We start from the raw sequence: 25,355 nt of genomic DNA, 5'->3' as shown, positions 1-25,355 counted from the left end.
TTGTACTACAAAATTCGCAAAGATTAGTTATAAATCCTAATCAAGTATCTGACACTTAGACCGTTAATCACAAAATAGCCCCATAACTTCAATTAAATCAATAAAGTTATGGGGCTATGGTTTGATATTCTGTGCTTTTCTGAAAATTAAGGTTTTATTATTTTGCAAAAAGGCTTTGTTTCTGACTTTGCCACGCACAGTGTGGTACGGTTAAAAGGAATATTATTTCTTTGTTTTAGAAAAATCAATGGCTGCTTTCACGAAATTTACGAAAAGTGGGTGAGGGGTCATTACTGTACTTTTCAATTCAGGGTGAAACTGTACACCAATAAAATATGGGTGATTGGGTAATTCGACGATTTCGACCAAACCGCTGTCAGGATTTACGCCCGAAATCACCATTCCCGCTGCTTCGTAATCTTTCAAATATTTATTATTAAACTCCCAACGGTGGCGATGACGCTCACTGATGTTGGCTTTACCGTAAATCTTACGAGCCAGTGTTTTATCTTTCGTCTTACAAGCATACGCTCCCAAACGCATCGTACCACCTTTATCGGTTACGGTTTTTTGTTCTTCCATCAAATCAATGACTGGGAATTGTGTTTCTGGGTACATTTCGGTTGAATGAGCTTCTGCCAAACCGATTACGTTTCTGGCAAATTCGATACAAGCCATTTGCATTCCCAAACAAATTCCAAAGAATGGAATGTTGTTTTCACGTACATATCTTACTGCCGCAATTTTCCCTTCAATACCACGCTCTCCAAAACCTGGGGCAACTAAAACACCATCAAGTCCTTTGAATTTCTCGGCACTATTATCTATTTGTAGGCTTTCAGAGTGAATCCATTCGATGGTTACTTTGCATTTATTGGCTGCTCCTGCATGAATGAATGCTTCTATGATAGATTTGTAAGCATCTTTTAGTTCAACATATTTTCCTACTAAACCAATTTTTACGTGTTCAACAGGATTTTTATATCTGTCCAAAAATCCTTTCCATGCTGCCATGTCGGCATCTTGGTCATTGTAGATGTCGAGCATATAAAGTACACGTTGGTCGAGGCGTTCTTTTTGCATCAAAATTGGCACATCGTATATTGTTTCGGCATCCATTGCTTCGATAACCGAACTTTGCTCAACATTACAGAAAAGTGCAATTTTTCGACGAATATCAACTGGAAGAGGATGCTCAGTGCGACAAACAATAATATCGGGCTGAACGCCTGACTCTTGCAACATCTTAACTGAGTGTTGCGTAGGTTTGGTTTTCAATTCACCTGCCGAACTCAAATAAGGCACAAGCGTCAGGTGAATGGTGAGTAGATTATCTGAGCCTAAATCCCATTTTAGCTGACGCACCGCTTCTACGAATGGCAATGATTCAATATCACCAACGCAACCACCGAGTTCGGTGATAACGATGTCATATTCTCCAGTTTCGCCCAATTGTAAAATATTACGCTTGATTTCGTCAGTAATATGCGGAATAACCTGCACGGTTTTTCCGAGATAATTTCCACGACGTTCGTTTGTGATTACGTTGTAATAAATACGTCCAGTTGTAACGTTGTTTGCCTGTGAAGTTGGTACATTCAAGAAGCGTTCGTAGTGACCTAAGTCGAGGTCAGTTTCTGCTCCGTCGTCGGTTACATAGCATTCGCCGTGTTCGTAAGGATTGAGTGTCCCAGGGTCAACGTTGATATACGGGTCAAATTTTTGAATGGTTACTGATAGTCCTCTGGCTTGCAGAAGTTTGGCGAGAGAAGAGGCGATAATGCCTTTGCCGAGTGAAGATGTTACGCCACCCGTTACGAAAATATACTTAGGGTTACGTGTGGGCGGTAATCCGCTTTGTCCGTGTACTGACATGAGGTTTGTTGTCTTTGATTACGGGATACAAAGGTACGGAATTTTAGTGGATTCTATGGCGTAAAAAAATATAAATTTCCCAGTTTATTGGTAATGATTTGATTATTAATGCTTTATGTTTTGATATTTATTTGCAATTATAGGTGTAGTTTTCTTGATGGCTCGCTTCTTTACCATTTTGTTTTTTGTTTACTATTACCTTAGAAACATAGCCTTCATTGGTATATTCATAGTTGTATGTATAGGTCATATCTCCGCTATCGTTGTATATTTTAGTCGAAGTAGGATTGTTCTGATTTTGAAAGTAGGTGGTATTTTCGCCGCCAATCGTTGCCGAAAATATCGTAAAATACATCATAAGGTTACTAAGTGGTGTATTGATGTAAGGCGATTTTTTATTGTCAAAGTTTAGGTTTTCGAGCAAAAGTTTGTCTTTCCCATTTTCTACTAAATACATTTTTTTGATATTATTATTGGCATCATATTCAAACTTCGTGATGATCGCTTGATCAAAAACTGGCATTGTCAAATCTACTCTTTCGATTTGCTTCTTTGTGTTGGTATATACTTTACTTTTAAACTCGAAAGGTCGTTCTCGGCTGTCTTTTCCCAAGAAGTTGATTAGAGTTAAATTCCCTCTTGCATCATATTCATAGGTGATATAATATGAAGGATCAAATGAGCTGGAAACTTTTGTAGGAAGATTATTTTGGTAATTAATTTGATTAAAATCAGGAAAACCATCAAAAGTTATTAATTGATTATTGGCGTTATAACCTAAATTATAAATTACACCATGCCCTTGGTCAGCATCTTTTAAATAACATTTTTTCTGTACGATAGGCACTGTCGTTTCTTTCAAAAGAGTGATTTCTTTGTCGCTACAGGCAATTAAGACAAAAAGGCTTAGTATAAAGCTCAATATAAGGCTATTTTTAAACATTAGTTGGTGCGAGATTGAATATTTTTGAGATATATCTATAACCTATTCAATCATCAATTTATTGTTAAAGCAAAAATCGTGCAATAAACTTGCCAATAAATATACTCCGTAAAAAAATAAAAACTGTTTTAAATTTAATTATTTCGATGATAATTCCTTAATTTTATGATGGCATATCCCAAAAGACTTACTAAACACTAACTATGAAAAAAGCATTAATGCTTGCTTATATATTGCTTGCCATTATTGACTTAATCAATTGTACAATACCAGGACAAGAAATTAGTATATGGTTACGGCCAATTCAGATGATTGTTTTACTACTCTGGGTAAATCAGCTGAAATTAAACGTTAAGCGTGCTATTGTTATTAGTTTTTCATTATTGATTGCGGCTGTCTTAGATTATTTATTTTATAAATATGGAGCTGCCATTGAATCAAAACTTATTTTACTTCTACTCATCAAGCATGGCTTCTTTCTGTATTTACTCTATGGAGATATAGGCAAACTTAGATTAAGCAAAAAACTCATGCGATGGACATTTAATTATACCCTTATCTTTATAATAATTTGTACACTTGTTGGAGGTAAGAATAATATCCTGGCTTATATTTTGTCAGTTCAGGTTGCTATTGTTTTATTATTAATTTCATTAAAGAAAAGTGATACTGATATTTTCAGACAGAAATACTTGGGATATTGTTTAATGATTTTTTCGTTGATATTTGGGAAAATTCTATTATCTGATTCTCGTTGGTTTATTGAAGCAATCAGCCGATTTTCGATAGTGCTTGGTCATTTATTATTTATTGCAGGGTTAAGCGAAGTTAAATTTAAACTTTCTTATTTAGCATATCTTAATTTGAGAAAAACCTAAGGAAGAAATGTCTAAACTTAAAAAAAAAATACTCTTTGTCTATCTTCTGTTATTTATCTATGATTTATACGATTGTACAAAAACGGGATTTGAAGTAAGTGTTTGGTTCAGACCTGTGCAAATGCTGGTTTTATTTATTTTTGTTTATCATCCAAAACTATCGTTTTTAGAATCTTCATTGATTTTGGGTAGTTTATTGCTCACCTCAATAACCGAATATATATTTTATTCTACTGGTCTGTTACATGACAATACATTAATCGTTCTTTTACTACTCAAAAATTTATGTTTCATCATTATTCTGCAAAATCCTAAAAATAAACTTCGATTTTCGTTGAAGTTATTTCGGTGGATATTCAATTATCTTATTATTTCTATTACGATTTGTCTGTTGGTTGTTGGAAATGAAAATTTGTATTTTTATTTACTCGCTATTCAGTCAGGAATGATTTTATTCTTGATTTCCCTACAAGTCAGAGATTTATCTCTGTTCCGACAAATGTATTTGGGCTATGCACTGGTAATCTTAGCAATGATTTTCGGGAAAATTCTTATTTCAGACTCTCGGTGGTTTATTGAAATTCTTACTCGTTTAGCATTACTTTTAGGACATCTATTTTTTATATCATCTTTAACAGACTTGAAGTTATTTCAAACGAAATCGAACACTTTAGATAACCAAACCGTTAAGTAATCATAGACGAAAATTTTATGATCAGTAAAGAAGAGTTGAGTAAATATAGAACTTTGGGCGATAAAGAAGCTGATGGAATTATCGACCAGATTATTGAGCAATACGGAATTGCTTCTTTACGTCAACTAATGCCATTTCTCTCTGATTATCAGAATCTTAGTCTTGAAAATCAATTTCCGATTCTTCAAACATTTTTGTCTGAAAATGCTTCATTACCAAATTTCTACGATAAAAAAAAACTTATTCGTGCCACCGATTTTTACCGAGAAAATCAACAAAATATTGGCCTGATTCTGGGTCTTTATTCATTGCCGTATTGTTATTTGGGTGCGGATGGGGCAAGGGTTTTGTATATGTCGGAGCGAATCAAAAATGACACTTATAAACGTTTGACCGAAACAGGAAATTTTCTGAAAGCCGTAATGAATTATGATAATTGGCAAAGCGAACGAATATTTATAATTTGCTTGAAAGTCAGACTTTTGCATGCAACTATTAGGTATTTTACACTTCATAGCAAACAATGGAATATGGATTGGGGATACCCGATAAACCAAGAAGATATGTTGGGTACAAATTTAGCTTTTTCGCTCGTGGTTTTGCGTGGAATGGAAAAGCTGGGTTATTCTGTTGATAAATCTTACGAAGATGCCTATATCAATACTTGGAATGTGATTGGTTTTTTGTTGGGAGTAAAGAAAGAAATTTTGCCCGAGAGTTATTTAGAAGCTGTAAAAATAGATAGGTTAGTTGCCGAACGACAGTTTAAGGAATCGCTTGAAGGTCAGCAACTTACGGCTTCTTTGATGCAAGTTGTTCGTTCATTTGCTCCGAGCGAAATCACAGCTAATTTACTGCAATCGCAGTCTCGAATGCTTCTCGGTGAAAAATATGCCAAAATGCTTGGCATTACCGAAACAAATATCCCAAACACTTTGTTGAAAGTATATAACACAACATCGGTTTTGATGTCGAAAATATTTTAGGTTGTAGAACAAGTTTCTAACTTGTCTCGCTGACATTTAAGCCCAAGTTTTATCGCTATAATTGACAGGTTGGAAACTTGTCCTACATATTATGACACAAGAAAAAATAAGACAAGCATACACCGAATACGTACTCGAAAATGGTAAGCAGCCAGAGTCGGTTTATGCTTTTTGCAAGAAATTGAAGATTAAGGAAGAAGCTTTTTATGAAGAATATTCTGCGTTTCCGCAGATAGAGAGCGAAATTTGGAAGGCTATTTTTATTGAAGCTCGTGCTGCGACCGAACGTGAAGAGGTCTATCAAAACTACTCAGTTCGTGAGAAATTATTGGCTTTTCTTTATACTTGGATTGAGACTTTAAAGAAAAATCGCAGTTATATTCTGAAATCTTACGAAGGTTTTCAGAAGCCAATTTATACCAAACGCAATGTTCAATTAGTTGATTTCAAGGCTTCGTTTTATGATTATGTAAACGAGCTTTTGATGGAAGCCCGTGAAACTCGTGAAGTTGAACAACGCCCGATTCCGCAACTAATGCAGCGTTATCCAGACTTATTTTGGGCAAAGACGCTATTTATCCTTGATTTTTGGATAAACGATACAAGCAAGGCCTTTGAGAAGACCGATACAATGATTGAGAAAACCGTCAACACTGCTTTCGATTTACTGGGTCGTTCGCCACTCGATTCGTTATTTGATTTAGGAAAGTTTATTTTTCAGAATAGAAAGTAGAATAAGTTACTCTTGTCATCAAGTTAAACTTGTTCATAAAATAAGAAACAAGTCGGGAGACTTGTTCTACCAAATATATGAATTCACAAGAAAGTATCCCCACATCGAAAGTTGCTCGTGCTACGCAGTTTGCCAAAGCAGGCGTAAAGGTTGGCGGTAATTATATCAAGCATTACAGCAAAAAAATCTTTGACCCGTCGCTTACAAAAGAGCAACTTCACCAAGAAAATGCCGCTGATGTTTATGATACACTTAGCAATTTGAAAGGCAGTGCCTTGAAAGTAGCTCAGATGATGAGCATGGACAAAAATCTATTGCCACGTGCTTATACCGATAAATTTGCAATGTCGCAATACTCGGCTCCGCCATTGTCGGCACCCTTGGTTATCAAGACTTTCAAGAAGTATTTTGATAAATCGCCTTCTGAAATTTTCGATAAGTTTGATTTGAAAGCCGAAAATGCTGCTTCAATCGGGCAAGTGCATAAGGCCGAAAAAAATGGTAAAAAGTTGGCCGTGAAAATTCAATACCCTGGTATTGCCGATAGTATCAGTTCGGATTTGAAAATGGCCCGCCCGTTAGCCGTACAATTATTGAATTTGAATGATGCCGAAATCGACCGCTATTTCAAGGAAGTGGAAGAAAAGCTACTCGAAGAATCGAATTATGATTTAGAATTACACCGTTCGGTCGAAATAACGAATGCGTGTAGTCATATTCCAGATTTGTTTTTCCCGAAATATTATCCAGAATATTCATCGAAAAGAATCTTGACGATGGATTGGATTGAGGGAATGCACTTAAAAGAATTTTTGGATACTAATCCTTCACAAGAGGTGAGAAACAGAATCGGTCAAGCACTCTGGGATTTTTATGATTATCAGATGCACACACTTCGTCAAGTGCATGCTGACCCACACCCAGGCAATTTCTTGATGACTCCCGATGGTCGCTTAGGAGTGATAGATTTTGGCTGCGTAAAAGTGATTCCTGAAGATTATTACAATAATTATTTTGCATTAATAAACCCAGATACGCTCGAAGATGAAGCCGAAATTCAAAGAATTTTTTGGACACTGGAGTTTATTGTAGAAGAAGATTCTCCGCAAAAACGAGTGTTTTTTTCGGATTTATTCAAGAAAATGATTGAATTGCTTGGCCGTCCGTTCAACTCAAATACCTTCGATTTTGGACAAGAGGGCTACGTTGATGAAATTTATAATTTCTTTGAATATGTATCGAAATTGCCCGAATTGAAAGACTCAAAAGCAGCTCGTGGTTCGCAACACGGTTTGTACGTAAACCGCACGTATTTTGGACTTTATACAATTCTGAATGATTTGAAAGCAGAAATAAAAACGACCAAACCTGATTGGCTCACTCCGAAGCATTTGAAGGGGGAATTAGTTTGATTGTTATAATGTAGTATTATTTTGTTTGCCTCTTAGAGACGTTGCCGCAATGTAATTGCATCGTAACGTCTCTACTTTTTTATAGCAATTTCATTGCATAATTCCATATTTTGAGTTTAGTTTGTTTATACTTTTAACCTACAATTTGTGTAGAGCAATTTTCTAAATTGCTTCTCGCAAACGCAATTTAGAAAATTGCTCTACTGTACCTATGAAAAAATTCAAACTCTCGCTCGTGTTTTTGTGTCTTTACATGACACTTTTTGCTCAGAAAAATACCTCAATTTCTTCACCAAATAAGCAAATTGCCCTAAAGGTGGCAGTTGCTGAAAACGGTAATTTGTCTTATCAGGTTTCGTATAAAAACAAAACGATCATTGAACCATCTACGCTTGGTTTTGCTCTGAAACGTCCCGAAATTATGCTGAATAAATTTCAGCTTATAGGTATAGATTCGAGCAGTGTTGATGAAATCTGGAAACCTGTCTGGGGTGAAGTGAGTAATATTAGAAATAATTATAAACAGTTGATAGTCAGAGTAAAAGATAAGTCAAAGTCCGAAAATTTATTAAACATTGTCTTCCGAGTTTTTGATGATGGTGTGGGTTTTCGATATGATTTTCCAGAAGAGTCATCAATCAAACATTTTATTGTTAAAGATGAGTTAACTCAATTTAATCTCGCTGGAAATCATAAAACTTTTTGGATTCCTGGTGACTATGATACAAACGAATATCTATATAATACTACTAAGCTGAGCGAAATTGATGCCCTAAAAGCAGCAAAGAAAGAAACTGATATTGCTCTTCAATCTCTGATAGGTGCAAATACCGTTCAAACGCCTTTGATGATGAAAACCGCCGATGGTATTTATCTCAATATCCATGAGGCTGCTTTGCTCAATTATCCTGCCATGAATATTACGCTTGATAAAGCAACGTTCACATTTATCTCGCATTTAGTGCCTGATGCCGTTGGAAACAAGGCGTATTTACAAGCACCCTTCCAAACACCGTGGCGGACGATTGTAGTGAGTGATAAAGCCACCGAAATTCTTTCATCAAAACTGATTTTGAACCTTAATGATCCTTCAAAAATAACCGATGTTTCTTGGATAAAACCTCAGAAATTTATTGGGATGTGGTGGGAAATGCACGTTGGAAAATCTAATTGGTATTTGAAAGGTGGTAAGCACGGAGCTAATACCGAAAACGTAAAAAGATACATTGATTATGCTGCCAAGCATGGTTTTGATGGGGTTTTGGTAGAAGGCTGGAACGAAGGATGGGAAGATTGGTTTGGAAATTGGAAAGAAAATGTATTCGATTTCGTAACGCCTTACAGCGATTATAATATTGAAGAATTGACAGCCTACGCCAAAGCCAAAGGCGTGAAAATTATCATGCATCACGAAACATCGGGTTCGGCAACCAACTACGAACGTCATTTCGATAAAGCATATAAATTTATGCAAGACCACAACATGAACACCGTGAAAACTGGCTACGTTGGGCGAATAATTCCTCGTGGCGAACATCACGATAGCCAATGGATGGTGAATCATTATCAAAGAGTTGCCGAAAAAGCAGCAGAGTACAAAATCATGGTGGAAGCTCACGAACCTGTGCATCCAACTGGTTTGCATCGTACATACCCAAATTGGTTGGCAAATGAAGCCGCTCGTGGAAATGAGTTTAATAATGCTCCAAATCTCGGACTTGTACCCGAACACGAAACTATTTTACCTTTCACAAGATTAATGGGTGGCCCGATGGATTATACACCTGGATTCTTCCATTTTCAGCTCAATCAATATGATGCTTCTCGCACAACTCGTGTAAAAACTACTTTGGCAAAACAATTGGCTTTGTACGTAACGATGTACAGTCCGCTACAAATGGCGGGCGATTTTCCTGAAAATTTTGATAAACATTTAGATGCGTTTCAGTTCATAAAGGATGTGCCCGTCGATTGGGATGACACAAAAGTTTTAGAAGCAGAACCAGCCGACTATATCACAATTGCTCGTAAGCAAAAAGGCAAAGAAAATTGGTTTCTCGGAGCAATAACCGATGAAAACACTCGAAAAACCACTATAAAGCTTGATTTCTTAGAAGAAAATGCTCGATACGAAGCAACAATTTATCAAGATGCCGCTGATGCCGATTGGAAAACAAAGCCAGATGCTTATAATATTGAGAAGAAGATAGTTACGAAAAAGGACGTCTTGAATCTAAGTCTTGCCAAAGGTGGCGGTTGTGCGATTAGTTTGATGAAATTATAGTTTAAACCAATTCTTTAGTTTTGATAAGTTTTTTTGAACGCTCAACCAAAGCGACGATAGCATCGTGCTTTTCTTGAGCTTCTATACCTAACTGTATTTTTCGAGATTTTAAATCAGAAACGAAGGTTACTCCCGAATTTTTATCAGTATTTTTCATTTTTTTAGTCTTATTTTGAATGCAAAATAGTCTTTTTCTTTTACAAATGATTCATCAATACCATCAAAGTTTGTTCCAAACACCTCAAAACTATTATTGATTTCTGAAATAAATTTTGAAATAATTGCTCTGTAAATTCGATTACGGGCGGTTGAACTGCCCATAAAAATAACAGTTTTTTCTGAATTTCGTTCAAAGAATAAATTAATTGTTTTTATTACAGTTCCTAAAACAAGCGACATATCCTGATTATCGCTTACATTTTTAACATTAACGAAACCATCTTCTAAATCACCAAAAATTAATTCATATATTCCATTTTCTTCATCAACTTTATTGAAAACTACGGCTTTTTCGATAATCTTCGTTGAACTTACACTTTTAAAAAAGTGCCATTCAGCATCAATTGATGATTCGATATGATATGTCGGTTTTTCCATATTCACAAAAATAAGGATTTTATCAAGTAATTTTTTAGACTACTTTTGTGAAAAATTTAGTACCTATTTCATTTATAAATTACTAACCATGAAAAAACTATCTCTGCTCATGCTGCTTGTGGTTGTGTCGGTCGCTTGTCGGACATCGAAGACCCCACAAATCAATGCTTCAAGCACTCAAAACGAAATTACTGTCACTTTCCTTCACCTCAATGATGTATATGAGATATCACCGCTTGACAATGGTAAAGTTGGTGGAATGGCTCGTGTGGCAACTGTTCGTCGAGATTTATTAAAAGAGAATCCAAATACTGTCACCGTACTTTCGGGCGATTTTCTGAGTCCGTCAGTAATCGGAACACTTCGCTATGAAGGTAAAGGAATCAAAGGTCGCCAGATGGTTGATGTAATGAATACAGCTGGAGTAGATTGGGTTTGTTTAGGAAATCATGAGTTTGATTTAGACCAAAAAGATTTACAAGAACGTATCAATGAATCTAAATTTAACTGGTTGAATACCAATGCTTTAGAAAAAGTAAAAGACGAATACGTTCCATTCGGAAAAGTGGTTGATGGTGCAAAAGTACCATTTTTAAAAACAACAATTTTGACATTCAAAAATGCTAATAACATTGAAGTAAAAGTTGGGATGTTTGGTATTTTATTGCCATCAAACAAGAAAGATTTTGTGTTGTATGAAGATTTTTTTGAGGCAGCTAAAAAAGCTTATGCCGAATTAGAACCAAAGTGTGACTTTGTAGTCGGAATTACACACATCAACAAAGTTGACGACCTAAAACTGGCCAAAATGCTTCCAAATGTGAAGTTGCTTATGGGCGGACATGACCATGATAATATGAAAGAGCAAATCGGAAATGTAGTAATGGCCAAAGCTGATGCTAACGCCAAAAGTGCTTATATTCACCGAATTACGTTTAATAAAACTACGGGTAAAGTAGATGTGAAGTCTGAGTTAAAGAAAATAGATAATTCAATTGCAGATGAACCAATTACAGCGGCCGTGGTAAAGAAATGGGAAGACATTCAAGATGCAGCATTTAAGGCCATAGGATTAAATAAAGATGAAGTAATTGCCGATTTGAAAGAGCCTCTCGATGGCCACGAAACTACTGTGCGTAATATGCAAGGAAACATGGGAAGCATGATAAACAATGCTTTGTTGGCATCTTCGCCTAATAAGTTCGACTGTGCGTTTTTTAATGGTGGTTCGATTCGTATTGATGATTATGTTTCGGGAAAACTTACACAGTTCGATGTACTGCGTATTTTGCCTTTCGGTGGAAAATTAGTAGAAATCAAACTTCGTGGACGTTTACTCGAAAGAGTGTTACAAACGGGCTTAGAAAACAAAGGCAGTGGGGGATATTTACAATATGAGAAAATTACCTACGATGAAACTAAAAAAGAGTGGAAAATCAACGGGAAATTATTGGATGTTAACCAAGAATACAACATCATCACGAGCGATTTCTTGTTTTCGGGCAAAGAACGTAACTTAGGATTTTTTACCAAACAAAATCCAGATGTGATTTCGGTGGTGGATACTTTTCCCGAAACCGATGTCAGAAACGATATTCGTAAATCAGTAATTGCTTATTTCAAAAATAAATAATCGACTGATTTACAACCTTTTTATTAACTTCGGAGTCATGGTAGTAAACATAAAAACTACCATGACTTTTTTATGAAAAAACTTCTTCTTTTTGCCACAATTATTGCCATTAATGCTTGTAATCCAGACAAAAGCATGACCACCGAAACCGTAAAAGGTTATCGGCCGATATATGTGAGTTACGCAAATCTTCGCAATGTTTCTTCAGGTTCGCCACAAAAACTTCGCAAGGCTGGAAAGATTTATACTAAAGATAAATACCTGTATATCAACGAAATAGGGCAGGGAATTCATGTCTTTGATAATTCGGATAAAACAAAACCTCAAGCCGTAGCTTTTATTTCGATTCCTGCCAATCAAGACATTTCGATTGCTGATAATATTCTCTATGCCGATAATGCCGATGATTTAGTAGCGATTGACATTACTAATCCGTTGGCGGTCAAGGTAGTAAAGCGAATTGAAAAAGCTTTTCCGTATCCGAGTTATCCCCAGCAAAACGGAGTGCCATCCAGAGGTAAATTTGAATGTGTTGACCCATCGAAAGGTTATGTTGTTGGTTGGGAATATACTGATTTGGTAAATCCGAAATGTTTTCGGTAGTAAAGACAGAGAATTTCCTGCCAAAACGCCAATTTGGACGTTCCTACGAGTGAAAATTAATTACTAAAGCCCTACTTTTTAATATATCATGAAAAAAATACTTACTATTCTCTTTTTCTCAACAATCATTTATGCTTGTCGAGGCGATGCTGTTTCTGCTTCTCCCACAAGTGGCACAGGTGGCTCAACAGCTCGTTTTACTATTGCCAACGGTTATTTATATATTGTTGATAATCAATCGCTTAAAACTTATAATATTCAAAATACATCAAACCCGATTTTTGTAAGAAGGGCTTCTCTGAATACTATTGTCGAAACTATTTTTCCATTCAATAATCATCTTTTGATTGGCACTCAAAATGGTATGTATATTTTCAACATTTCTTCGCCCGAAAACCCACAATTTGTGTCAGTTTACTCGCACGTTGTATCCTGCGACCCAGTTGTAGCCGAAGGGAATTATGCTTATGTTACCCTTCGGAGCGGCACTAATTGTAATCGTGGCGTAAATGTGTTGGATGTGATTGATATTCGTGATTTAAAAACACCGAAGCTGCTAAGTAGTTACCCAATGCAAAGTCCGCATGGTTTGGGAGTTGGCGGAGATTTACTTTTTGTCACCGAAGGGGATTACGGCATGAAAGTTTTTGATAAAACCGACCCAAAGGCTTTGAAGCAAATCCATTATTTTCAAGATTTTGCCGCTGTTGATGTTATTCCAGAAGATAATACATTGATTATCACGGGTAAAGACGGTGTTTATCAATACAGTTACAATGCACAAAAAGAATTGAAATTATTAAGTAAAATCGCTACAAATCCATGAAAAAAATCTATATAACTTCATTTTTTATTGCCTTTTTTGGAGTATTGAGCATTGATTCTCATGCCCAAGATTCGCTCAATAAAGCTCATTTAATCTTGAAAATTGCTCCGCTCACAATGTTTGATATTGATAATACGTTTGAATTTGCAGCCGAGCATCGTCTCGGTCAGAGTAAACGTTGGACATTATCTGAACAATTGGGCTATGGTGCAGGAGTGGCCAATTTATGGGGTGAAAACAATGATTTTGGGCCAGCACGAGAGCATTTTCGAGTAAAAGTTGAAGCCCGCCGCTACGATAAAAAAGCCTCGAATATGGCTGGTGGATATTTGGCGTATGAGCTTTTTTATAAACAAGTCAACGATGAACTTAATCGAAGCGTTGGGCGTGAATGTGATGGTGGCCCCTGTGCATATTTTGAAACTTTGGATTATCCTGTCAGTAAATATGTGGTTGGAGCAACAATAAAGGTCGGTTATCAGGCCAGATTGAGAAATGAAGACAAAAAAAAGACTAAATTTGTGTTTGATTTTTATGTAGGTTTGGGAGTTAGAAGAATAATGATTGACCACAAAATTGATGGTGCAGCAACACAAAATAATTCATGGTTCGGCAATGATGGCTTTTTCCCGTTTGGTAGTTTTGGTTATGCCGATAGAGCGTATAATATTCCACATGGTTCGCTCGGGATTAGGCTTGGCTATCTTGTGTTTTAGAAGCCCCACCGTAGCGACGGTCGCCCAACTCTCAGCAGCGGCTGCCGCCCCAATAGGGAGGGCTTTATTATTTGTATTTTTATCTATTTCGGTTCAAACTTTCTCACAAAATAGCTTTTCGTTTCTCAATATTGCTAATAATGCCCGTGTAAATGGACTTGGTGGTATTAATGTATCGCTGACTGATAATGACATTAATCTTTTTTCGTTCAACCCAGCTTTGCTTGACTCCGCCAATGCAGGTCAAATCGGATTAAACTTTTCGCCGTATTTGGCTTCAAGTAAGTTTCTCACACTCAATTATTCGCCAAAATTTCTACAAAAATCTAAGGAGGGAAATTGGGCAGTTTCATTGCAGAATCTTAGTTATGGGACTTTTCAAGGAACGGATGCTGTCGGAAACTTGACGAATGAATTTTCGGCTAATGATTTTTCATTGGGACTTACCTATTCACGAAGAGTCAATCATATAAGTTTTGGAATTACTTCAAAAGTGGTGGCTTCGGTGCTTGAGAATTATGGTTCGGTAGCATTTCTGACCGATTGGGGTGGAACTTTTAAGCATCCAGAACATGATTTGAGTATTGGGGTCGTGGCAAAAAATATTGGTTATGTTCTGAAAACTATTGGTGCTTTTCGCCCCGATGTGCCTTTTGATTTGCAGCTTGGGGCATCTTTCAAACCCAAATATATGCCAGTGCGTTTTTCGCTGACGGGGCATCATTTATACGTTTTTGATATTGCCTATAACGACCCAGCTTTCAATTTTACTTTCGATGAGCAGGGAAATAAAATTCCTAAAAAGATATCAACGGCCGATAAAATCTCTCGACATTTTATACTCAGTACCGAGATTTTGATTCACAAAAACTTCAATGTGTTGTTGGGTTATAACTTTCTTCGTAGAAAAGAACTGCTCATCAATGGTCTTGGTGGTGCGGCAGGCCTTTCATTTGGGGCAAATCTTCGCCTAAAAAAACTCGATTTTTCTATTTCACATAGCATTTTTACTTCTCCCAAAGGTCAAACTTCTTTTACACTCAATTGGCGGAGATGAAAGCGATACTTTGCCAAATCGTCGATAAATAAGGCCTTATTATCGAACAAATGACCAATTTGAACCTGTCTGTCGATTATTCTCCCCAATGTGTATAATTGTCGCTATTTCTTATTTTTGAATTATTAATTTTGAGTTACAATAAATAATTGCACCGCAAAATAATACCAAAAATGATAAAATTAATTTTCACTTTACCGCTCTTGCTGATTAGTTTATGGGCAAATTTTGCTACTAAAAATGCCGATAATCAGGCAATGACAATGTGCATAGTTATGCCAAATGAAGTTGATTATCAGGCAATTGCCTCCGATAATAGCTTTAATGCTTTTGAAAACGATACAACAAAAGCTTACACGATGCCATTGCTCGCTAAAACTGCGAAAGGCGAAGTAATGCTTTCGTGGACAGAAAAAGATTTGCAAGGCGTTACATCTTTTTGTGTGGCTTTCTCGAAAGATAATGGCAAAACTTTTGGAGACAAGAAAACGATTTATAGCGGTAATGGCATTGGTAATAGTCGCATGATGCGTGCCAGGGTGCTTGCCAAAAAAGATGGTAGTTTGGTGGCGGTTTTTATCAATAATTCTGCTCCACAAGCAGGCGGTGGTGGTAGAGGTGGTCGTTCGTCGAACATCGTATATTGTACGTCGAAAGATGGTGGTTCAACTTGGACTTCGCCAGCTGCGGTCGATTCAGACCCAAAACAAGGAATTGTAAGAGGATTTTTTGATGCAATCGTGATGTCTAACGATGAAATTGCGGTGGTTTATTTGAAAGACGTTGCCAATAGTACCAAGCACGAAGAGCGTGATTTGCGTTTGGTTGTAACAAAAAATGGCGAAATGCAACCCGAAAAACTCATCGACCCAGTTGTTTGTGACTGTTGCCCAATCAACATGTTAATTGATGCCGATGGAGCTTTAAACGTAATTTATAGAGACAATAACGATAACATCAGAGATATGGCACGCATGGTTTCAACTGATAATGGTGCTACTTTCTCGAAGCCAGAAATCATTCATAACGATGGCTGGAAAATCAACGGTTGCCCGCACAGTGGAGCGGTTTCGAGTACCTATGGAAAGTCGGCTTTAGTTGCGTGGTTTTCGGGAGCAGAAACCGAATCGGGCGTGAGATTGGCCACTCGTGAAGGCAAAAAACTCTTTGTTTTGGAAGATGCTTCAGCAAAAAATCCATACTTAGTTGAGTCTCCAAAATCAACGGTGATGCTCTGGGAACAAAACACTGAAAACAACGTTTCAAAGCTTGCTTATAGAAAAATAAATAATAATAAAGTCTCGGAAACGATCTGGGTTGAGGGTTCGGCAAACGCTACTAATTCTGTTGCATTAAATGTTGATAATCAAGTGCTTGTGGCTTATGAAGTAAAGCAGGCCAGCAAAAAGAATCAACTAAAAGTAAGTTCACTTTCTCTTTAATTAATATTTTACAAACCTATTTTTTAACTAAAAAAACATGAAAAAAACAGCGTTAGTTCTCTCATTTTTGGTGGCATCTTTTGCCTCTTCTGCTCAATGGTCAATCGACAAAGGGCATACCAAGTTTGCCTTCATTGCCGAGCATCATGGATTGTCGGAAGTAGATGGTTATTTTAAGAAATTTGATGGTAAAATTACAGCTGCAAAAGATGATTTATCAGATGCTGTTTTTGAAATTACGATAGAGTCAGGCAGTATCAATACCGACCTCGAAATGCGTGATAATCACCTCAAAAGTGAAGATATGTTTGATGTAGAAAAATTTCCTGCGATAAGTTTTAAAAGTACAAAATTTACGAAAATAGCAGGAAATAAATACAAAATGGAAGGAAATATGACGATTAAGGGTGTGACAAAACCAATCACTCTGGATGTAACGATGAACGGCCCGATGGCACATCCAAACCCCAGTAATAAGATTCCACAATTGGGAATAAAAGCCACTACCACTATCAAGAGAAGTGATTTTGGTATTGGTGGAAAACTCGCAACGGTGATGGTTGGTGATGAAATTTCGATTCGTGCAACGGGCGAATTTCAGAAGAAATAATGACGAATTACTTTAATTTCAGAACGCATGGTATAGCAATATATCATGCGTTTTTTGTTGATTTTCCTTGAAAATAGGAACTTTAAAATATCAGCTTTTTCAAAAATTGTAATTCGTCAAACTCTATACCAACTTTTCCCTTATTGAACTATTTATCAAATAAAGGCTCATTTGTTGAATAATGAGCTGATTAATAAATTATTACACCAAATATGATACCACTCAATAACTTATGGCATAAGTTTTGCTATTATATATATTAGGTAGTGTACAATGTTATAATACCTAATTGATATTTTGCATTCCGATTTAAACGTATAAGTTATAGAATATAAGTGTCCTTAACAACAAAACATACTTTTGCTCAAGCCCGAATTTGTATTCTTTCAATTCAGGATTTAGTACTATGGTCTGCTTTTAAAAAGCTGAGCAGTGTAGTCCCGTTTGTATTCTTGCTTTTTTCTTCACTACATACATTTTCTCAAAATCCAATAGCTGGTAATCAAAGTTTTCAGGTTTTAAGCGAAGGAAATTTTACCTCTACAAATTCTCATCATATTCATGGTCCTTTGGCAGTTGGTGGTAACTTGATTATCAACTCTTCTTCTTTAGGTGAGATAAACATGGATAATACTGGCTCGTATGTTTTTACGGGTGACGGCTCTACACCAACTGGATTGTTGGTCAAAGGTGGTATCACTTGGACTAATGGAGTATTGAGAGTAAACGATGGAAATTATATTCATGTTGGCAGTAGTACTGGGTCAATCACAAGCAATAATGGAGGGACAGGACTAACACAAGTTTTACCAACTGGCACTTCCTACAACAATGCCAAAAGAATAGAAGGGTCTGTAAATCAGCCAACTAATGTTTTCCAGACAGTTGGTTTTGATTTTACGACGCTTTTTAATACTTATCGTTCGACTTCAACGACACTTGGTAGCAGAACGAATAATGTACAGTTGTATAATTCAAGCAATGTAGCTATCTCTGGAAATACAGTTTCATCGGCACAAAGTGTAAGAATAAACTCACTTAACCCTGGAGTGAATTATTTGAATCTTACATCGGCTTCGCTCAATAATATTACCGAATTAACTTTTGCTACGGCCGCTGTGCCAAGTGCTTCTAAGGTATTAGTTATCAATGTGCCAATTACTGCCAATTTTGTTTGGAATAATTCAAATATGGCAGGTATTACTGGCACACAAGGGCCGTATGTATTATGGAATTTTTATGGCAGCACAACTTACAACCTCACACTCAATACCGCAAGTATGGTGGTAGGAACTGTTTTTGCCCCGAATATGAACTTTATTAAGACAGGTACTGGCGATACAGAGGGAGGTTTGATTGCAAAAACGATTCAGCTGGGAACTGGGGAAATTCATAACTTTCAGTTTGCGAGTGATTTATCTACTTCAGACCCTTGTACTTGTACAGGAAATTTATTGACAAATAATAGCTTTGAAAACGGTATGACTGGCTGGAGTTCATCAGGCGGAAGTGCTTACAATGGTACAGGTTATGAAGTTTGTGGTAGCTATAATGGATATTTACAAGCAACAACTACCAATGCTTGGCTTTGGCAACAGTTAAGTGCAACTGTTGGAACAACCTATAATCTTTCGTTTTGGGGAGGAACACACGATCCAAATTCTACGCACTACGTCCGACTCGGTTTTTATAATAGTTCAAATACACTCATTGGCTCTAATCAAATAAACGTTGATTATGATGTTGATCCAAATAATGATTTAGCCTTTTATTCATTTTCGTCAACTGCACCTGCCAATACTTCATATATGCGAGTGGAAGTTTATGCCAATGGTGATTATGTGAAACTTGACCAAATGTGTTTGTCGAATGCGGCTACGGGTGGTTCAACAAATTGTACTCCACCAGTAGTAACGGCAAGTTCTAACTCACCAGTAAGTGCGGGTAGTGCAATCAATCTGACTTCAACCAGTACAGGGGGTAGTGGAGGTCAGTTAGTAACTAATGGAGATTTTAGTAGTGGGAATAATAGTTTTTCATCAGATTATACTTTCGGAGGGGGCTACAATATCGCTTCTAATCCTCAAACTGTTTGGAGTTGGGCTGTGAATTGTTCTAATCCGAGCGGAAATATGATCATTGGTGATGGTAATGGAAACGCTAATTCGAGATTTTGGTATCAGTCTATTAACGTAACTGCTGGAACAACCTACACGCTATCGTTTAGAGCATACGATTTTTGGGGAGGTACGCCCGCCGCTAAATTACAGTGGGGCGTAAACGGAACAAAAACTGGAGCAATCTCCAATTTATCGACTGGTGGATGTAACACTTGGCAACAAATTTCAACAACTTGGACTGCTACCACTACTGGAACAGCCGTTTTTGCCATCTATAATAATGAAGTTTCTGGAGCAAGCAACGACTTTGCGATTGATGATATTTCGATTATTGCAACATCTCCTCGAACTTACAGTTGGAGTGGGCCATTGGGTTTTACTTCAACCACTCAGAATCCGACTTTATCGAATGCAACTACCTCAATGGCAGGAGTTTATACCGTAACTTCAAGTATTGGAGGTTGTACGGCAACTGCCACCACGAGTGTTGCAGTTAATTCTTCGAGTTGTACAGGTACATTTACGGGTTTACTTATCAATGATATGGTGGGTAGTTCAGATATTGTATTGACCAATGGTACTACTTACAATATTAACAGTTTTCCTTCGAGTTGGAATCTTGAAACTACCCAAACGGGAACATTTGGTAGTGTGGTATTTACTGTAACAGGCTCAACGAGTGCTACAAATACAGAGAATACAGCACCATACAATCATCCAGGTTCTACGGCTGCTGCATGGGGTGTGGGTACGTACACTATCAATGTAAAAGGATATTCTGGTACAGGTGGAACAGGAACACTATGTGATGAAGAAACTATTATAATTACTTTGGCAAATTCTACCTTTAGTTGTTCGGGAAGTTGTGAATCTGCCAATTTGGTGGTAAACCCTCAGTTTGAAACTAATATGAGTGGCTGGACTGCTTCGAATGGTCAACTAACTCGTGGCGGTGGTGGAACTTACGGCAGCTTTTTGGAAGTAAACGTTGGGGATTTGACAGGTACTTACACGGCTTATCAAGATATAACTTTCGGAGCAAATGCTCCTTATAAATTTATAGCTTATGCCGCTAAACACGGAGTGAATAATCTCCCAAAAATGTATTTGGAGTTTTATAACGGAACAACTTATCTCTCTAAAACTGCCGATATTCTTGTAACAAAAAATTATGATGGAACTTTCCAAACCATCAATTTTGAAGGCAATACACCTGCTAATACTACTAAAATTCGTATTGTAGGTTGGACACAAAACAACGCCCTCAAATTTGATAATGTGAGTCTTGTTGGTTGTCAAGTATGTTTTTCGATTGTGCCACCTGCAACTATATGCGTTGGACAAAGTGCTACACTTACAGCCAATAATTGTAGTGGAACAGTGACCTGGAACACAGGAGCAACGGGTTCGACAATTACTGTAAACCCAACCACTACCACAACTTATACTGCAACTTGTAGCAATACTACAAATGTCCTAAGCAACCCGAGTTTCGAGACTGGAAACTTAACTGCATGGACTAATTGGAACTATACAACGATTACTTCTGTGGCAAGTGAAAAGTATAGTGGAACTTACGGAGTAAAAGTAACAGCGTCATCCGCTGGAGGAGGTTTTGCACAAGATAATGTTGCTGTTGCGGGGGAGAGTTTCACATTGAAAGTTTGGGGGAAAGTGAGTAGTGCTACTCCTTGGTCTGGTGTGGGTGTTAAATTCATGAACTCTTCTTGGACAAGTTTATCTGATGTGAGTACTGAGATAAACGCAACTTCTTTTCAAGAATATACTGTAACAAATACTGCTCCTGCTGGAACTGCTTGGGTGCAAGTTTATGCTTGGACTGACCCTTCAACAATTTTATATCTTGATAACTTTTCTCTTGTAAAAACTTCTACAAATACTACTGCTTCTGCTACCGTAACGGTTAATACTGCACCAACTGCTACGGCCACGGGTGATACTGAATGTGTAGGAGCAACAATTACTTTAGGCTCAACTGGTGGAGGTACATATTCTTGGACTGGCCCAGCATCGTTTGCATCAACGCTTCAAAATCCTACCAGAGCATCGGCAACAACTGCAATGGCAGGAGTTTATACGGTTACAGTAACTTCGGCAAATGGTTGTACAGCAACCGCAACAGCTAATGTGACAATAAATAATGGAACTGTTCCGACAGCAACAGTAGTAAGTACGGGATGTACTGGTTCGACAGGAAGTATAACAGTAACAAATTTACCTGATGGCTTTTCGACCAATATTAATGGCGGAGCTTGGACACAATATAGAAATAGTTACGTAGATTTAGCTGCTGGCACATACAGCATCGGCTACCAAGGTAACGGATGTAATACTTATGCCAATTTTACGGTAACAACTTCAACCGATAATCCATTACTAAGTTTAGCTAAAACTGACCCTACTTGTTCAACAACTGGTAGTATTACTGTTACAGGTAGCGGAGGAACAACTGGTTTGGGAGATGCAACATATCAGCTATGGTACGGAATTTCTGGAAGCCTTGTTTCTAACCTAACTTCCAATGCTAATTATCCAAATACTCCTTCATTATCTACTCTTGTGGGTATTACCGAAGGGTATAATAATGCAATGGATAATATTGGTGGAAGAATTTCGGGGTACATCGTTCCTCCAACAACTGGAACATATTATTTCTGGGTGGCATCTGATGATTACAGCGAGTTTTGGGGAAGTGGAGACGCAAACCCAGCCAATAAAGTGCTTTTAGCAAGCGTAAATGGCTATACTGGTTATAGAGAGTGGAATAAATACACCTCTCAGAAAACTGCTGCTATTAGCTTGAATGCAGGTCAGATATATTATTTTGAAGTGTTGTATAAAGAAGCAGGTGGTGGAGATAATATTTCGTTGGGCTGGTCGAAACCAGGCGAAGCTACAACTGCTCCAAGTGAAGTAATTCCAGGAAAATACCTTCGTCCAAATGTTGCTGCCTCAACCACAACTCCTGTTTACCAATATAAAATTGGTAGCGGAGCTTTCCAGACAAGTAATGTTTTTAATGGGCTTTCGGCAGGAACATATACTGTTACAATTCAAGATGCAGGAGGCTGTACGGCCACAACATCAATAACATTGGCAATTTCTGGTGGAATAACAGCACCAACTTCTTCGGGCGTAAGCCGTTGTGGATCAGGAACAGTTACTCTCTCTGCAAGTGGGTGTACTGGAACATATAATTGGTATGCAGCCGCCGCAGGAGGCACGAGCCTTGGTTCTTCGGCAACTTATACCACACCAAGTATATCTGCTACTACTACATATTATGTAGATTGTACTGTAAGTACTTGCGTTAGTTCACGAACAGCTGTTACAGCAACTGTAAATCCTGTACCAACAGCTCCAACTGCCACAGGAGGTAGTCGTTGTGGAACTGGCACAGTAACGGTTTCGGCTTCGGGTTGCACAGGAACATATAATTGGTATGCAGCCGCCGCAGGTGGAACAAGTCTTGGTTCTGCATCAACCTACACCACACCAAGTATTTCAGCAACAACCACATATTTTGTTGATTGTACTGTGAATGGCTGTGCAAGCTCAAGAACCTCAGCCGTAGCAACTGTAAATGCTCAACCTGCTGCACCTTCAGGTTCGGGAAGCCGTTGCGGTTCGGGAACAGTAGTTTTAACTGGTTCGGGTTGTTCGGGCGTGTATAATTGGTATAATGTATCTTCGGGGGGGACAAGTTTGGGTACAGGTGCTACTTACACAACGCCAAGTATTTCTGCCACAACTAATTATTTTGTTGATTGTACGGTTGGGAGTTGTACGAGTAGCCGTGCGACGGCCGTTGCAACCATTAACGCAATACCAACAGCTACTGCTTCTTCAAATTCACCAATAGTTGTTGGTGGAACGCTCAATTTATTTTCGACGGGTGGTACAACTTATAATTGGGTAGGCCCTAATGGATTTAACTCAACTCAACAAGATGTTTCGAGTGCCAATATTACAGCTTTAGATGCAGGCGTTTATACCGTTACAGTAAATACAAATGGTTGTACGGCTACTGCTACAACACAAGTTGTAATCAATAACTACGACCCAGGTGATATAGATTGTAGTTTAGTTTCTACATTAAATTTCTCAAATCCAACACTTATTTCTGGTACTGCATTAGCAAATAATGCTCAATATAGGTTTAGTAATGTAACGACTGGCACTGATGCCATCGTAACGATTTTGAGTAGGTCACACACAGATGTTGCGATTGTGGATTTAGATATTCCTGCTGCCACTTATGGTGGTTATGATGCGGCTTTTCAACCAATGATAGATTATAACTGGATAAATGGGGGTGGGTCGTTTGATGCAGCAGGTGAGAAATCAATCACTTTTAAATTTGATTTCGTTCAGTCAGGGACAACAACACCAAAGGCAATTCCTAATTTATTAGCCACAGGTTTGGATATTGATGGTAGTACAAATGAAGTAAGAGAATTTATTCAGGCCAGCAATTACCAGAGTTACCAACTCCAAACACCTTCATCATTGACTTTAAGTGGAGCTTTGAAAGCAAAAGGCCCATTAACGACTTATGCTGGTATCAATGAATTGGCTTTAGATGCGATGGTCTCTTATGCCTATGTTAATCCGACCAGTATTACGGTTACTTACGGTGGTGATTGGAATGGTAGCACATCTGATTTCGGTGATACTGCTCCAGGAAATAGTGATGAAAAACGTTTAAATTCTTTATATTTTAAGTGTTATAATTTTAACACTACTGTTTGTACACTACCACTATCAGCCCCAACAGGTACTGGTGCTGCTCGCTGTGGTACTGGCTCGGTTACGCTTTCGGCAAGTGGTTGTACAGGCACATATTATTGGTACACAGCAAATGCTGGTGGTATTGCCGTTGAAGTTGGGAGTAATTTTTCTACACCAAGTTTATCAACTACCACAACCTATTATGTAGAATGTAATACTGTTGGTTGTACGAGTCCACGTACTGCAGTTGTCGCTACCATAAAACCTGCTGTAACTATTACAAAAATTTTAGGAGACAGTGAATGTATTGGCAATACAATTGATTTAAGTGTAACTGCTTCTGGAGGCTCGGGGCTAACATATAATTGGACTGGCCCAAATAGTTTTGCTTCAACTTTACAGAATCCGACAAGAAATGCAACAACAACAGCAATGGCTGGAACATACAGCGTAACTGTAACGAATAGTGATGGTTGTGTAGCGTCTGCAACTACATTAGTAACTGTAAGTAACCTTCCAACGCCTTCGATTTCGGGAGTAACAACCATCTGCAATGGTTCATCGACAACATTAACCGCTTCAGGTGGAAGTTATTACATTTGGAGCAATGGTTCAACGAGTGCCGCTATTTCAGTAAATCCAGCTACAACTACAAGTTATTCGGTAACAGTTTATCAAAATAATGTAACAAACACGAGTTTAATTACCAACGTAACAAGTTTTAATGCGGCAAATTTCAGCCTGATAAATGCCACTAATTCTTTTGGAGGTCCAGCAAGTTTATTTGATGGCGTAGATAACCTAAATGCCGAAACTTTTCATGCTTCACGCACAACAGCAGGTGCTGATTGGGGCATAGCCTATAATTTAGGAGGAAGTGTCTTAGTTACAAATCTAAGTGTTGACAGAAGAAATGATTGTTGTACAGATAGAGGAGAAGGTGGTGTGATGCAAGTTTGGCGAAACGGAACAATGGTTTATCAAAGTAATGTCCTGAATAGTACTGGTGATGGTGTTTTGGCTGCAACCCCAGCTCCAAATGTTATTGGTACAGAAGTTAGGTATGTGTTTTTGGCTGGAGCGAATACCTTGAGTGGAGAAAGTATTCTTAATTTCACAGAGTTTATTATTGGTGGAACTAAATTATGCGATGCTACTTCAACAGCAACGGTTACAGTAAATGCAATTCCAACC

General features: G+C 37.7%; 18 protein-coding genes. 14 read left to right on the top strand and 4 right to left on the bottom strand.

Features of this window, described 5'->3' with window-relative positions; genetic code table 11:
* Window positions 1–222: 222 nt before the first annotated feature.
* Complete coding sequence (gene pyrG / locus ABR854_RS20115; RefSeq protein ID WP_350267648.1) at window positions 223–1,875, bottom strand: CTP synthase; 1,653 nt, start codon at window positions 1,873–1,875, stop codon at window positions 223–225.
* A gap of 127 nt (window positions 1,876–2,002) precedes the next feature.
* On the bottom strand, window positions 2,003–2,737 hold the full coding sequence (locus ABR854_RS20110; RefSeq protein WP_350267647.1) for a hypothetical protein: 735 nt from the start codon (window positions 2,735–2,737) through the stop codon (window positions 2,003–2,005).
* Between the two features lie 284 nt (window positions 2,738–3,021).
* On the opposite strand from ABR854_RS20110, the gene ABR854_RS20105 reads away from it, so the two are divergent.
* The 6 genes from ABR854_RS20105 (at window position 3,022) to ABR854_RS20080 (ending at window position 9,805) form a co-directional block, all read left to right on the top strand.
* Window positions 3,022–3,696 (top strand): hypothetical protein, encoded by a 675-nt coding sequence (locus ABR854_RS20105; protein ID WP_350267646.1) that lies wholly within the window; start codon window positions 3,022–3,024, stop codon window positions 3,694–3,696.
* A gap of 7 nt (window positions 3,697–3,703) precedes the next feature.
* Window positions 3,704–4,390, top strand: a complete 687-nt coding sequence (locus ABR854_RS20100) for a hypothetical protein (protein ID WP_350267645.1) — start codon at window positions 3,704–3,706, stop codon at window positions 4,388–4,390.
* Between the two features lie 17 nt (window positions 4,391–4,407).
* Window positions 4,408–5,376, top strand: coding sequence for an oxygenase MpaB family protein (locus tag ABR854_RS20095; RefSeq protein WP_350267644.1), 969 nt, complete (start codon window positions 4,408–4,410; stop codon window positions 5,374–5,376).
* A 91-nt stretch (window positions 5,377–5,467) separates the two neighbouring features.
* Window positions 5,468–6,109: a TetR family transcriptional regulator C-terminal domain-containing protein gene (locus ABR854_RS20090; RefSeq protein ID WP_502881217.1), complete on the top strand. Its 642-nt coding sequence runs from the start codon at window positions 5,468–5,470 to the stop codon at window positions 6,107–6,109.
* Between the two features lie 77 nt (window positions 6,110–6,186).
* On the top strand, window positions 6,187–7,521 hold the full coding sequence (locus tag ABR854_RS20085; protein ID WP_350267643.1) for an ABC1 kinase family protein: 1,335 nt from the start codon (window positions 6,187–6,189) through the stop codon (window positions 7,519–7,521).
* Between the two features lie 211 nt (window positions 7,522–7,732).
* A complete protein-coding gene (locus ABR854_RS20080) occupies window positions 7,733–9,805 on the top strand; it encodes a glycoside hydrolase family 97 protein (protein WP_350267642.1) in 2,073 nt (690 codons plus the stop codon).
* Window position 9,806: 1 nt separating this feature from the next.
* Here ABR854_RS20080 and ABR854_RS20075 read toward each other — a convergent pair whose 3' ends face one another.
* On the bottom strand, window positions 9,807–9,962 hold the full coding sequence (locus tag ABR854_RS20075) for a hypothetical protein (RefSeq protein ID WP_350267641.1): 156 nt from the start codon (window positions 9,960–9,962) through the stop codon (window positions 9,807–9,809).
* Window positions 9,959–10,402, bottom strand: coding sequence for a DUF6934 family protein (locus tag ABR854_RS20070; protein ID WP_350267640.1), 444 nt, complete (start codon window positions 10,400–10,402; stop codon window positions 9,959–9,961). The genes ABR854_RS20075 and ABR854_RS20070 overlap by 4 nt, the downstream gene beginning before the upstream one ends.
* Before the next feature lie 88 nt (window positions 10,403–10,490).
* Between ABR854_RS20070 and ABR854_RS20065 the strand changes: the two genes are divergently transcribed.
* From ABR854_RS20065 to ABR854_RS20030, 8 genes are all read left to right on the top strand, one after another.
* Window positions 10,491–12,035, top strand: coding sequence for a bifunctional metallophosphatase/5'-nucleotidase (locus ABR854_RS20065; RefSeq protein ID WP_350267639.1), 1,545 nt, complete (start codon window positions 10,491–10,493; stop codon window positions 12,033–12,035).
* Between the two features lie 72 nt (window positions 12,036–12,107).
* On the top strand, window positions 12,108–12,638 hold the full coding sequence (locus ABR854_RS20060) for an LVIVD repeat-containing protein (protein WP_350267638.1): 531 nt from the start codon (window positions 12,108–12,110) through the stop codon (window positions 12,636–12,638).
* 88 nt (window positions 12,639–12,726) lie between these two features.
* Window positions 12,727–13,464: an LVIVD repeat-containing protein gene (locus ABR854_RS20055; protein WP_350267637.1), complete on the top strand. Its 738-nt coding sequence runs from the start codon at window positions 12,727–12,729 to the stop codon at window positions 13,462–13,464.
* On the top strand, window positions 13,461–14,180 hold the full coding sequence (locus tag ABR854_RS20050) for a hypothetical protein (RefSeq protein ID WP_350267636.1): 720 nt from the start codon (window positions 13,461–13,463) through the stop codon (window positions 14,178–14,180). Before ABR854_RS20055 ends, ABR854_RS20050 begins: the two co-directional genes overlap by 4 nt.
* On the top strand, window positions 14,140–15,237 hold the full coding sequence (gene porQ / locus ABR854_RS20045; protein ID WP_350267635.1) for a type IX secretion system protein PorQ: 1,098 nt from the start codon (window positions 14,140–14,142) through the stop codon (window positions 15,235–15,237). Before ABR854_RS20050 ends, porQ begins: the two co-directional genes overlap by 41 nt.
* A gap of 173 nt (window positions 15,238–15,410) precedes the next feature.
* Window positions 15,411–16,679, top strand: a complete 1,269-nt coding sequence (locus ABR854_RS20040) for a sialidase family protein (protein WP_350267634.1) — start codon at window positions 15,411–15,413, stop codon at window positions 16,677–16,679.
* Window positions 16,680–16,716: 37 nt separating this feature from the next.
* Window positions 16,717–17,289: a YceI family protein gene (locus ABR854_RS20035; RefSeq protein ID WP_350267633.1), complete on the top strand. Its 573-nt coding sequence runs from the start codon at window positions 16,717–16,719 to the stop codon at window positions 17,287–17,289.
* A gap of 452 nt (window positions 17,290–17,741) precedes the next feature.
* The coding region (locus tag ABR854_RS20030) for an Ig-like domain-containing protein (protein WP_350267632.1) at window positions 17,742–25,355 on the top strand (7,614 nt) is incomplete at its 3' end.

Origin of the sequence: Emticicia sp. W12TSBA100-4 (assembly GCF_040253585.1) — a bacterium.
GTDB lineage: Bacteria > Bacteroidota > Bacteroidia > Cytophagales > Spirosomataceae > Emticicia.
This window is presented reverse-complemented; position numbering and strand designations above follow the sequence as displayed.